Consider the following 12157-nt stretch of genomic DNA (forward strand, 5'->3'; position numbering starts at 1 on the left):
CCGCCGGTGAGTGAGATTGATCCTAGGCGGCCTGGGAAGTATGGGCAAACGAGTATTGCGCACGCTGTTGTGCGAATAGCTCACTTCGAGATAGCTTTAATCGGCCTATTTAATCGATGAAAGTGAGAGTGACGCACAGATGCGCCGCAAAATCCCCAGCACCGCCGCCCTGATCGCCTTCGAATCCGCCGCTCGCCATCAGAGTTTTACCAAGGCGGCGCAGGAGCTGAGCCTGACCCAGGGCGCGGTGTGCAGGCAGATCGCCGCGCTGGAGGCCTTCCTTAATGTCGAACTGTTTCGCCGCTCACGCCGTGGCGTGCTGCTCACCGAAGCCGGTCAGTCGTATGCCAAGCGGGTGGCCGGCCAACTGGATGCGGTGGAGCGCGACACCCTGGCGGTGATGGGCCAACAGGGCGCGATGAGCATCGAGCTGGCGGTGGTACCGACCTTTGGTACGCAGTGGCTGCTGCCGCGCTTGAAGGATTTCCAGCGGCTTCATCCAGAGATCACCGTCAACCTGACCAACCGCACACGGCCCTTTCTATTTGCCGACACCGCGTTTGATGCGGCGGTGTACTTCGGCGATGGCGACTGGTCCGGTACCCAGGCGCATCTGCTCATGGGCGAGAACCCGATGCCGGTGTGCAGCCCGGTATTGCTGGCTGAGCAGGCGCAGCTGAGTGCCGAGCAAATCGCCAGCCTGCCGCTGCTGCAACAGACCACGCGGCCTTACGCCTGGCGTCAGTGGTTCAGCGCGCAGGGGGTGAGTACCCCGCGGGATATGGCCGGGCCGCGTTATGAGCTGTTTTCCATGCTGGCCCAGGCGGCCATTCATGAGATGGGCATCGCCCTGATCCCTCCCTTCCTGATTCGCCGTGAATTGGCGGAGGGGCTGCTGGTGGTCGCACTCAACAAGCCGCTGCTGGACAGCGGTCGCGCGTATTACCTGATAGTGCCCGAGCGCAAGCTGGAGTCAGCAGCGCTCACGGCCTTTCGGGATTGGCTGTTAAGTGAAGCGGCGCAGTACCAGCCGTTATAAAAAGCGCTTTTACAGCCACTCTATTGCAGGTTTATCCGGCCAATCGTCGCCCGTTCGGCGCAGCAAGCACAGGCAGCGGCGGCTCTGGCGTTCCCTCTAGCGTCAGGTAGTGCCAGTTTTTGCAAACTACATAAAATACCGCACCCAAAAGGCGCTAACGCCCATGGGCTATGGCTTGTAGGCTATTTTTTACACGGCGTTCGCTACCTTTCACATATCAGAGGATTGGATTATTTGTCATCCACCGTATGCATGGCATTTGCCTCTGTACGCACCGTCGTTGAAGGCTTAGGCCAGATACGGCGCGGGCTGTGGCTGGTATGAAAACTAGTGATAGACCTATAACTTGTAGTAATGCAAATTTCTTACTCCATAACTTCTTGAAGGGACCGCCGTTCGCCTGCAGAATGCCGCGCCTGCCTCTTCGGAGCGGGTTTGTGCTGATCCTCCCCAATGCCCGCGTGCCACCCGCAGTGCGCCGGTTCACTAAAAAGATCACGCAGGAGAATTGAAGTGCACATCGGTGTTCCTCTCGAAACCCATGCCGGTGAGACGCGCGTCGCCGCGACTCCCGAAACCATCAAGAAGCTGATCGCCCAGGGCCATCAGGTGACGGTACAGACCGGTGCTGGCGTTAGCGCCAGCATTCCGGACAGCGCCTATGAAGCGGTTGGTGCGACGATCGGTAACGATGCTGCTGCCTTTGGTGCCGATCTGGTGCTGAAAGTAGTCGCTCCGACCGATGCTGAACTGGCGCACATGAAAACCGGCGCCGTATTGGTGGGCATGCTCAACCCGTTCAGCAACGAGACCATCGCGCGCATCAATGCTCGCGGCGTCACTGCTTTCGCCCTAGAGGCTGCCCCGCGCACTTCCCGCGCGCAGAGCCTGGACGTGCTCAGCTCGCAAGCCAACATCGCTGGCTACAAAGCCGTGATGCTGGCAGCCAATCACTATCCGCGCTTTATGCCGATGCTGATGACCGCGGCCGGTACGGTAAAAGCGGCACGCGTGCTGATTCTCGGTGCCGGTGTGGCCGGTCTGCAGGCCATCGCCACGGCTAAGCGCCTGGGTGCGGTGATCGAAGCGTCCGATGTGCGCCCTGCGGTTAAAGAGCAGATCGAATCGCTCGGTGCCAAGTTTGTCGACGTGCCGTTCGAAACCGACGAAGAGCGCGAGTGCGCACAAGGCGTGGGCGGTTACGCCCGGCCAATGCCGGCTTCGTGGATGGAGCGTCAGGCCAAGGCGGTGCACGAGAAGGCCAAGCAGGCTGACATCGTCATCACCACCGCGCTGATCCCAGGCCGCAAGGCCCCGACCCTGCTGCACGCCGCCACCGTGGCGGAAATGAAGCCTGGCTCGGTGATCATCGACCTGGCTGCAGCGCAAGGCGGCAACTGCCCGCTGACCGTCGCCGAGCAAGTGGTGGTGCAGCATGGCGTGACCATCGTTGGCCACAGCAATCTGGCGGCCCTGGTGCCGGCCGATGCTTCGGCGCTGTACGCACGCAATCTGCTGGACTTCCTCAAGCTGGTTATCGACGGCGAAGGCAAGTTCCACCTCAACCTTGAAGACGACATCGTCGCCGCGTGCCTGATGTGCCGTGACGGCAACGTCGTGCGCACTAACGGCTAAGGGGAGCACCGCTCATGGATATGATTTCCGACGGCATCTACAACCTGATCATCTTCGTGCTGGCCATCTACGTGGGTTACCACGTGGTGTGGAACGTGACGCCGGCCCTGCACACCCCGCTGATGGCCGTAACCAACGCCATCTCCGCGATCGTTATCGTCGGCGCCATGCTGGCCGCAGCGCTGACCGTGACCCCGCTGGGCAAGACCATGGGCACCCTGGCCGTGGCTTTGGCTGCGGTTAACGTGTTCGGTGGCTTCCTGGTAACCCGGCGCATGCTGGAAATGTTCAAGAAGAAAGCGCCGAAAGCCGCTGCAGTGGAGAAGCACTGAGATGAGCATGAACCTGATCACTGTTCTCTACCTCGTCGCCTCGATCTGCTTTATCCAGGCGCTTAAAGGCTTGTCGCACCCGACTACGTCGCGTCGCGGTAACCTGTTCGGCATGATTGGTATGGGCCTTGCCGTCCTCACCACCGTTGGCCTGATCTACAAGCTCGGCGCTGAACTTGCCACCGCCGGTATCGGTTACGTGATTGTCGGCCTGCTGATCGGCGGCACTGTCGGCACCGTGATGGCCAAGCGCGTTGAAATGACCAAGATGCCGGAGCTGGTCGCCTTCATGCACAGCATGATCGGTCTGGCCGCGGTGTTTATTGCCATTGCGGCGGTGGTTGAGCCGCAGTCGCTGGGTATCGTTGCAGCGCTGGGCGATGCGATTCCGGTGGCCAACCGTGTTGAACTGTTCCTCGGTTCGGCCATCGGTGCCATCACCTTCTCCGGTTCGGTGATCGCCTTCGGCAAGCTGTCGGGCAAGTACAAGTTCCGCCTGTTCCAAGGCGCACCTGTACAGTTCAAAGGTCAGCACATGCTGAACCTGGTGTTTGGTCTGGCCATTCTCGGCCTGGGCATCTACTACAGCTTCACCGGTGATGTGCGTGCTTTCGCCGCGCTGACCGTGCTGGCCTTCATCATTGGCGTGCTGATCATCATCCCGATTGGTGGTGCTGACATGCCCGTGGTGGTGTCGATGCTCAACAGCTACTCGGGTTGGGCGGCGGCCGGTATCGGCTTCTCGCTGAACAACTCGATGCTGATCATCGCCGGTTCGCTGGTGGGCTCATCAGGTGCGATCCTCTCGTACATCATGTGCAAGGCGATGAACCGTTCGTTCTTCAACGTGATCCTCGGTGGTTTCGGTGGCGCGACTGAAGCTGCTGGCCCGGCCGGTGCTCAAGAAGCACGCCCGGTGAAATCCGGTTCGAGCGACGACGCGGCCTTCCTGCTGACCAACGCCGACACCGTGATCATCGTTCCGGGTTACGGCCTGGCGGTGGCCCGTGCCCAGCACGCACTGATGGAACTGGCTGAGAAGCTGACCCACCGTGGCGTGACCGTGAAGTACGCGATCCACCCGGTTGCCGGGCGTATGCCAGGCCACATGAACGTATTGCTGGCCGAGGCCGAAGTGCCTTACGAGCAAGTGTTCGAGATGGACGACATCAACTCCGAGTTCGGCCAAGCCGACGTGGTGCTGGTGCTGGGCGCGAACGACGTGGTCAACCCGGCCGCGAAGACCGATCCGAAGTCGCCGATCGCCGGCATGCCGATCCTGGACGCCTACAAGGCCAAAACCGTGATCGTCAATAAGCGCTCGATGGCCAGCGGTTACGCCGGCCTGGACAACGAACTGTTCTACATGGACAAGACCATGATGGTCTTCGGCGACGCCAAGAAAGTCATCGAAGATATGGTTAAAGCGGTCGACTAACCCTCCTGCTGCGTCGTAAAAAAGCCCGGCTCGTTAGCCGGGCTTTTTTCTGTCTGAGTGCTCAGAAAAGTGGTGTGGCCAGGCAAAAATCTGAAAAACAGGTCAGCTGTAATATCAGCGTAATCCGCAACTGTACCTGTCTGTATTAACTGTTATTCACACCTCGCGCGGTGGTTTTAACTGCTAAAACGGCATATTCAGGCTAAAGCACTTATAGGCAATACAGTTAAGTTTAAAGATAGCAATACAGTTACAAAGCTAACTATCTATTAGCACTGCAATTTCATTCAGCTGTGGCTACAGCGAAGTGGCGGTAGCGGCAATAATTCCTCCATCGCAAAACACCACTGATCCGCCACAAGCGGAAGGATGAACACCATGGAACGTACCCTCAGTTCCGACCTCTTTTTTGATCATAGCCAAGTCAACAGCTCCAGCGCCCTGCCGCTGCGTATGCTCGCCTCCGTCTTGCAATGGCAGCGCCGTATCGTCAGCCGCCGCCAGCTTGCCCGCCTGGACGCCCGCCTACTTGCCGATGCCGGCATCAGCGAAGCGCAGCGCCACGCTGAACTGAGCAAGCCTTTCTGGCGTTAAATCGCCGTTATCCACCGATTTCTGCTCCTCCCTTTATTGGGATTTTTGGAAGCTCCAACGCCCCGTGCGTTGGGGCTTTCTTTTTATGTGCCGGCGAAAAGCGCGTCAGGCAATGCCTCCCGCACAACAGTCTGCGGCAATGCCCAGCGGTACAGTTCGGTTAGATCGATAACTGCGCCGTAACAATTTTCTAGGGCTGTCTCTACCTGCGCTGCACCGTACCGCCCATCCTAGGGTGCTCTTTCTGTGCTCAGCGAAGGAATTGCACCATGGAACGCACGCTCAAACCCAGCCCCCCACAGTCTGTCCGAGTGCCTAGGCCGCTGTGGCTGAAGCTCTATGCCACGCTGTGTTTTTGGCAACACAATCTGCGCACCCGCAGGCAACTGGCCCGTCTGGATAGTCATCAGCTGGAGGACGCTGGAATCACCCACGCGCAGCGTCAGACTGAGCTGGAAAAGCCATTCTGGCGCTGAGTGTTCTGGCAACCAAGCGGCACCGTCAGGGTCTACAATGACGGCTGTTGGCCTGTTGAGATTTTAAGGAGCATGGATATGAACGTAATAAAAACCTTTAGCCTGGCGGCACTTTTGGCGCTGGCAGGTACTGCTGGCGCGACCAGCTTTGTGGTCACGACCGATGCGGTGGTTGGCGCGGTTGCGGCGACTGCAGAAGCGAGCTCCGATGTGTCCTCTTCCTTTAATGACGACAAAATCGTACTCGCCGCCCGTGATGACGCCGCGGCTTTTGTTGCCAGCCAGGGCAGCATCCGTGGGGTCAGCCTGGAGGCCGCGTTGCAACATATCCGTCAGCAAGTACCGACGGTGCAAGGTGACGATATGCAGCTGGCGACAGCCATTCTTAGCCTCTGAGAAGTGCTTTAGGCCCTGCGACGAGCCTGTCGCGGGCGGAACTGTGTGTCACACTGCCTGTCTAAGCCAGTCCAAACGACTTAATGGCTGATTATTGGAGATGTCTATGCGCCCTATCTTGCTCAGTGCCGTAGTTGCGGCCGTTCTGCTCAGTGCCACTGCACAGGCGCAAACCCTGGTGGCGACCAGCAATATCATCGTGCGTGCCCTAGACCGCACCTTCGACTTCACCTCGGATACCACCACCTCGGTGCGTGACTCGAAAGTCGTGCTCGCGGCGCGTGACGATGCTGCCAGCTTCGTCGCCAGCCAAGGGCAGATCCGTGGCGCCCAGCTGGAAGCCGCCATTGGCACCATCCGCAGCCAAGTGCCTGAAGCGCAAGGCGCTTCTGACCTGGTATTGGCCGAAGCCATTCTGGCACTGTGAGTTGGCCGCGTACCTGGCTGCTCGGGCTGGCGCTACTGGCCAGTACCTGCAGCCAGGCCGAGTTGCGCTTGCAGCTCGCGAACGGCGAACTCAGCCCAGCTGAACGTCAGGCCAGCCAGCAACTGTTGCAGGAGGCGCTGGCCGCCTTACCACCACCGCTCAAACAGCACCTCGATCGCCGCGTGAGCGTGCGCTGGCGTAACTTGCCTGCGCAGGTGTATGGCCGCGCCGGGCGTTTTAGCGGGATCGAACTGAATGCTGCGTTGCTGCCAGGGTTAAGCGACGGCAGCAGCGCCACCCTAACCAATCGCCCCCATGGCACTGTACGCCGCGAATTGCTGGCGACCGTGCTGCATGAAATTACCCATCTATATGACCGCGCCCAACTCTGGCCGCAGGCCGAGCGACAGTTACAACGCCAGTGTCGGCAGCGTGAGCAGAGTCTGGGCGCGGTTGGCTTGCCGGATCACTGCCGCGGGCAGACGGCGCGGCGCTTTACTTTGAGTGATGATCCGCTGTTGCTGGACCTGGCCGGCTGGCCGCAGCAGGTCGGGCGCCGTGGTGCGCGAGAGCAGGACAATCATCAGGTCGCGCGCAGCCCGGACAGTTATGAGCTGAGCAACCCGCGCGAGTTTCTCGCCGTCAATATGGAGTACTTTCTCCTCGACCCCAGCTACGCCTGTCGCCGCCCCGCGTTGGCACGTTACCTGAGCACGCATTTCGCCTGGACGCCCGCGAACCAGCAGCCCTGCGCTGAAGGCTTGGCCTACCTGAATGCCGGGCGGGACTTCGCCCGCCAGCCGCTGGGCAGCATCGATGCGCAGCGGGTTTATCAGGTGGATTACCTGCTGGCCGAAGCCAACGATGCACTGGCCAGCCGCTGGGGCCACAGCATGTTGCGACTGGTGATTTGTGCGCCTGGTCGGCCGCTAGGACCGGACTGTCGGCTGGATCTGCAGGAGCATCTGGTGCTGTCCTACCGCGCCTTTGTCGGCGATGTGCAGCTGTCCAGTTGGGATGGCCTGACCGGCGTTTATCCGTCGCGGTTGTTCGTTTTGCCGTTGGCTCAGGTGATCGAGGAGTACACCAAGGTTGAGCTACGCAGCCTGGCCTCGGTGCCGCTCAAGCTGGACCGTACCCAGTTGGAGCACCTGGTGACCCGCGCCGCCGAGCAGCACTGGAGTTACGACGGCGACTACTGGTTTATCTCCAATAATTGCGCCGTGGAAACCCTCAAGCTGCTGCGCAGCGGCAGCCAGCACCCGCGCCTGCATGCGCTCGACAGCATCATGCCCAACGGCCTGCTCGACACCCTGGTGGCGCGCGATCTGGCCGACCGCAGCGTACTGGACGATTCCACCGAAGCCCTACGCCTGGGTTATCGCTTTGACTCGTTCCGTGACCGCTACCAGGCCATGTTCAGCGTGTTGCAGGCGCAGTTGCCGATTGAGCAGGCGCAGGTTGAGGACTGGCTGACCCAGCCCGCTGAGCAGCGTCAGCCCTGGTTCGCCCGTGCCGACCTGCGCACCAGTGCAGCGCTGCTGCTGCTCGAACAGGCGGCACTGCGTCGGCAACTGTTATTGGCTCAGGATGAACTCAAGCGCCGCTACCTCAGCGGCCGTGATGGCGTTGATCCCACGGTGAGCAAGGCTGGCGGCGCACTGCAGCAGATCCTCGCCAACAGCGGTTTCCTCAGTCGCCCGGCCGAGTTGCTCGAGGGTGGCTACGGCCTGCCACAGCGCGCCGAATGGCAGCGCCTGGAAACCGAAAGCCAGGCGCGTCAGCAGCAACTGCGCCAGCTTAGCGACAACCTCGACCAGGAAGTGCGTACCCTGCTGGAACCGGCGCGCCTGGCCGAACTGCAGGCCACTGAAGCCAACCTGGCGCAACTGGGCACGCACCTGCGCGCCTTGCACAAAGCTGGCGGTGGTCTGCAGTTGCCTTAGTTGCGGTGGTGCTTAACCCTGCTTGCCAGTAAAGGTGCTCTGCAGGCGTGAAACCCGGATCAGGTTGGGCGGATCCAGGCTACGCCGGCTCCTATTCATCCCCTGCGGTAACGGCCTGCGCAATCCTGGCAGCTTGCATCGCTTTGCGTGGCTGCTCAAGATGAGTGCTCATGTGCAGGCGGAGGTGAGTGTGCTGGAGTTGTTGTTGGCCCTGTGGCCGCTGTTTGCCTTGATCGTGGCCGGGTATTACCTGCGCCGCTGGGCGTTTCCCAATGAGGCGTTCTGGCCGGGTGCCGAGCGGTTGAACTACTTCATGCTGTTCCCGGCGTTGCTGTTCAGCAGCCTGGCCACGGCGCCGCTGGATAATCCGGCGTTACCGCGCCTGGCGTTGGCGGTGCTGCTGGCGCTGGGTATCGCCTGGCTGGCGCTGTTGCTGGTGCGGCGCGTGCGGGGTTGGCCGGCGGGGCGTTTCGGGGCATTTAGTCAGGGCATTCTGCGGTTTAACACTTACCTCGGCCTGGCCGCTGTTGGCAGCCTGTTTGGTCAGCCGGGGCTGACTCTGGCGGCGTTAATGCTGGCGTTGATGGTACCGACGGTAAATGTACTGTCGGTGTGGTCGCTGACCGCCGAGCGCGGCGTCAGTGCGCGCAGCCTGCTGCTGCCAATTATGAAGAACCCGTTGATTCTTGCCTGCCTCGGCGGCGCGCTGGTCAACCTCAGTGGTCTTGGCCTGCCGGGCGGCAGTGATCGTCTGCTAAGCCTGCTGGCCGCCGCCAGTTTGCCGCTGGGTCTACTCTGCGTCGGTGCAGCGCTAAAGCCCGAGCAGCTGGGTGGTGAAGTGCCGGCGCTGCTTAGCAATAGCTTGCTGCGTCTACTGGCCATGCCTTTGCCGGCCTGGGTGGTGGCCTATGGTCTGCAGCTGCCGGCGATGGAAAGTACCGTGCTGGTGCTGTTCTTTGCCCTGCCAACCGCGCCGACAGCGTACGTGCTGACTCGCCAGCTGGGTGGTGACAGCCAGTTGATGGCCGGCATCATCACCCTGCAAACCCTACTGGCAGCGGCCAGTTTGCCGCTGTTATTGCTGCTGGTGGCGGGCTGATTCAGATGCCGCACACGCTGTATCACTGACGACTGGTGGTTGGTGATGCATATAAATTACTGTATTTATATACAGTAATTTATGGAGCCAGCCCATGTCTGTTTCTCTGCCGCCGCGCGGTCGCGGTACTGCCAGTAACCCGCATAACCGTTTTGCTTCGCAGCGCATCATCGCCAGCGATGACGGCTGGTTTCAGGAAGTGCCGCCCAGCCGGGCGACCGAGGTGCGCAGCGAAACCGCAAAAAGCATCATCACCCGCAACCAATCACCTGACTTGCCGTTTGATCGCTCGCTCAATCCGTATCGTGGCTGCGAACACGGCTGCATTTATTGCTATGCCCGGCCGAGTCACGCCTATTGGGATTTGTCGCCGGGGCTGGATTTCGAAACCAAGCTGATCGCTAAGACCAACGCCGTGGCGCTGCTTGAACAGCAGTTGAGCAAGCCGGGCTATGTCTGCGCGCCGATCAATCTCGGCTCCAACACCGACCCCTACCAGCCGATTGAGCGCCAGCACCTGCTGACGCGTAACAGCCTCAAGGTGCTGCTCGACTATCGCCATCCGGTGACCATTGTCACCAAAGGTTCGCTGATCCTGCGTGACCTCGACTTGCTTAGCGAACTGGCGCAGCAGCGCCTGGTGGCGGTGATGATCAGTCTGACCACTCTGGATGATGAGTTAAAACGCACCATGGAGCCGCGTGCGGCGGCACCGGCGGCGCGCTTGCGGGCGATTCGTGTGCTGCGTGACAACCGTATTCCGGTCGGCGTGCTCTGCTCACCTATGATCCCGATGATCAACGACATGGAACTGGAGCATCTACTGGCAGCAGCCAAGGAGGCCGGCGCGCAGAGCGCCAACTACATGCTGCTGCGCCTGCCACGTGAGGTCGCGCCGCTGTTCGAAGAGTGGTTGCAAGCGCATTACCCACAGCGCGCCGAGCATGTGCTCAGCCTTATCCGTCAGAGCCGTGGCGGTGCGCTGTATGACAGCCGCTTCGGCCAGCGCTTTCGTGGTGAAGGGGTCTTTGCCGAGTTGCTCGCGCAGCGTTTTGCCCTGGCTAGCAAGCGTCTGGGCTTGAATCGGCGGGATGGGTTTAATCTCGATTGCTCCCGCTTCTGCCCGCCCGGTGGCCAGCTGGCGTTACTTTAACCCGTCACGCGGCGCTGACGGTGGCCGCCTAAACCCACTGTGCTGATCTCCGGTATGTGACTTGCCAGCGGCCTTAGCTGTCGCCTTAGCAGCCGTTTTCAGGTTCATAGAGGTTGCACATATGCCGTACAAGCACCAGCTGATCCCGTTGCAGGGGCGCACAGGCATTGAAACTGCCGAGGAAGCGCTGCAGAGCATTGTGGGTGGTTTCAAACGCTTTCGCAGCGAGATCTTCCCGCAACAGGAAGAGCTGTTCAAAAAACTAGCCACTGCGCAGAACCCGCGCGCCATGTTTATCACCTGCGCCGACTCGCGGGTGGTGCCCGAGCTGATCACCCAAAGCTCACCGGGTGACCTGTTCGTTAACCGCAATGTCGGCAATGTGGTGCCGCCGTATGGGCAAATGATGGGGGGCGTTTCCACCGCTATCGAATACGCGGTGATGGCCCTCGGCGTACAGCACATCATCATCTGCGGGCATTCCGACTGCGGCGCGATGAAGGCCGTACTCAACCCGGAAGACTTGGAGCGCATGCCCACGGTAAAGGCCTGGTTGCGCCATGCTGAAGTGGCCAAGACGGTGGTGGCAGATAACTGCGGCTGCGCCGATCACACCACATTGGGCATCCTCACCGAGGAAAACGTGGTGGCGCAGCTCGACCACCTGCGCACCCACCCTTCTGTGGCCTCGCGCATGGCCTGCGGTCAACTGTTTATCCATGGTTGGGTGTATGACATCGAAACCAGCGAGATCAAGGCTTACGACTCTGAGAAAGGCGAATTCCGCCTAATCGGCGAGGGCCCGCTGCCGATGGCCACGCCGCGTGCGCGCTATCTGCCGAGCAGCTAGTCAGCCAATAGCGCGAGGTGGAGGGCCTGCTAACCGGACGTGCGAGCTGCATCCAGCTGCAGCTCGACCCCAAGCTGGCGTGACAGGCAAGGCCAGCGTTGCCAGGCGGCCTCGGTCTGCGGGTTATGCAGGCGCTCGCGGTAGGCCTGCACTGATTCCTGAGTAAAGCGGGTGTCGTCGAGCATGCTATCGACGGCATGGTGTACGGCTTCATCCAGTTGATTGGCAAAGGGTTCGCCGATCAGCTGGTGAGCAATCAAATTCGCCACTGTGGTATCCACAGGAATCAACGGTGCGCCCAGATGGGCGATGTAGCGATCATTCACCTCTTCGACCAAGCGGTGAGCCAGATACGCTTCATCAAGTAACCCTTCAAGTCCTTCATGGCCCTCCATCAGCGCGGGCGGTTGCAGAAAAAACTGCTCGGCAACCTTGAGCACCGGCTTGATCTGCGTCTCGATCCCCGCTTCCTGAGCAACCTGGTGGGCAGCCTGCAACAGCTCTGGCACCTGCTCGATATAGGCGCTGACAAAGCGCTGCAGCACGCCGTGGGCATCTTTATCCGGCAGGCGGATAGAGGGATGCAGTTGTCCTACATATGCCTGTACCTGACCGGCTAAGTGACCTGTGTTAGCTTCGTGTTGGTGCGCGCGTTGGATCAGCGCGTGCAAGGCGGCGATGTTCATGACTGCTCCCGAAATTAGGACATGGGCAAGAATGTTAATGGCTTGAGCGTAGCTGCTGAGAATCGATTGTCATAATTATGAAATAT

Annotated in this window: 13 protein-coding genes; 12 read left to right on the forward strand and 1 reads right to left on the reverse strand. The window is 60.4% G+C overall.

What is annotated here, in order from left to right; genetic code table 11:
- Positions 1–139 precede the first annotated feature (139 nt).
- The 12 genes from AC0J6G_RS17010 to AC0J6G_RS17065 all read left to right on the forward strand — a co-directional run bounded on the left by AC0J6G_RS17010 (position 140) and on the right by AC0J6G_RS17065 (position 11385).
- Positions 140–1039, forward strand: a complete 900-nt coding sequence (locus AC0J6G_RS17010) for a LysR family transcriptional regulator (RefSeq protein ID WP_475249730.1) — start codon at positions 140–142, stop codon at positions 1037–1039.
- 513 nt (positions 1040–1552) lie between these two features.
- Positions 1553–2674: a Re/Si-specific NAD(P)(+) transhydrogenase subunit alpha gene (locus AC0J6G_RS17015; protein ID WP_475249732.1), complete on the forward strand. Its 1122-nt coding sequence runs from the start codon at positions 1553–1555 to the stop codon at positions 2672–2674.
- Between the two features lie 14 nt (positions 2675–2688).
- A complete protein-coding gene (locus AC0J6G_RS17020) occupies positions 2689–3006 on the forward strand; it encodes an NAD(P) transhydrogenase subunit alpha part 2 (RefSeq protein WP_090378897.1) in 318 nt (105 codons plus the stop codon).
- Between the two features lies 1 nt (position 3007).
- Positions 3008–4444, forward strand: a complete 1437-nt coding sequence (locus tag AC0J6G_RS17025) for an NAD(P)(+) transhydrogenase (Re/Si-specific) subunit beta (protein WP_475249735.1) — start codon at positions 3008–3010, stop codon at positions 4442–4444.
- 378 nt (positions 4445–4822) lie between these two features.
- The gene (locus AC0J6G_RS17030) at positions 4823–5038 is read left to right on the forward strand and encodes a DUF1127 domain-containing protein (RefSeq protein ID WP_475249737.1); all 216 of its coding nucleotides are present in this window, start codon (positions 4823–4825) and stop codon (positions 5036–5038) included.
- Between the two features lie 269 nt (positions 5039–5307).
- The gene (locus AC0J6G_RS17035) at positions 5308–5514 is read left to right on the forward strand and encodes a DUF1127 domain-containing protein (protein ID WP_475249739.1); all 207 of its coding nucleotides are present in this window, start codon (positions 5308–5310) and stop codon (positions 5512–5514) included.
- Positions 5515–5592: 78 nt separating this feature from the next.
- Positions 5593–5910 carry a DUF2388 domain-containing protein gene (locus AC0J6G_RS17040; protein WP_475249741.1) on the forward strand — a complete coding sequence of 106 codons (318 nt, stop codon included), beginning with the start codon at positions 5593–5595 and terminating at the stop codon, positions 5908–5910.
- A 106-nt stretch (positions 5911–6016) separates the two neighbouring features.
- Entirely contained in the window at positions 6017–6337 is a 321-nt protein-coding gene (locus tag AC0J6G_RS17045; RefSeq protein ID WP_475249743.1) for a DUF2388 domain-containing protein, read from the forward strand.
- Positions 6334–8283: a DUF7844 domain-containing protein gene (locus tag AC0J6G_RS17050; RefSeq protein ID WP_475249745.1), complete on the forward strand. Its 1950-nt coding sequence runs from the start codon at positions 6334–6336 to the stop codon at positions 8281–8283. Before AC0J6G_RS17045 ends, AC0J6G_RS17050 begins: the two co-directional genes overlap by 4 nt.
- Before the next feature lie 160 nt (positions 8284–8443).
- Positions 8444–9382: an AEC family transporter gene (locus tag AC0J6G_RS17055; protein WP_475249747.1), complete on the forward strand. Its 939-nt coding sequence runs from the start codon at positions 8444–8446 to the stop codon at positions 9380–9382.
- A gap of 94 nt (positions 9383–9476) precedes the next feature.
- On the forward strand, positions 9477–10535 hold the full coding sequence (locus AC0J6G_RS17060; RefSeq protein ID WP_475249749.1) for a PA0069 family radical SAM protein: 1059 nt from the start codon (positions 9477–9479) through the stop codon (positions 10533–10535).
- 121 nt (positions 10536–10656) lie between these two features.
- Positions 10657–11385: a carbonic anhydrase gene (locus AC0J6G_RS17065; protein ID WP_475249751.1), complete on the forward strand. Its 729-nt coding sequence runs from the start codon at positions 10657–10659 to the stop codon at positions 11383–11385.
- 29 nt (positions 11386–11414) lie between these two features.
- On the opposite strand, the gene AC0J6G_RS17070 is transcribed toward AC0J6G_RS17065, so the two are convergent.
- The gene (locus AC0J6G_RS17070) at positions 11415–12071 is read right to left on the reverse strand and encodes a hypothetical protein (protein WP_475249753.1); all 657 of its coding nucleotides are present in this window, start codon (positions 12069–12071) and stop codon (positions 11415–11417) included.
- Between the last annotated feature and the right edge of the window lie 86 nt (positions 12072–12157).

Source organism: Pseudomonas sp. TS_SC_3, assembly GCF_056156225.1.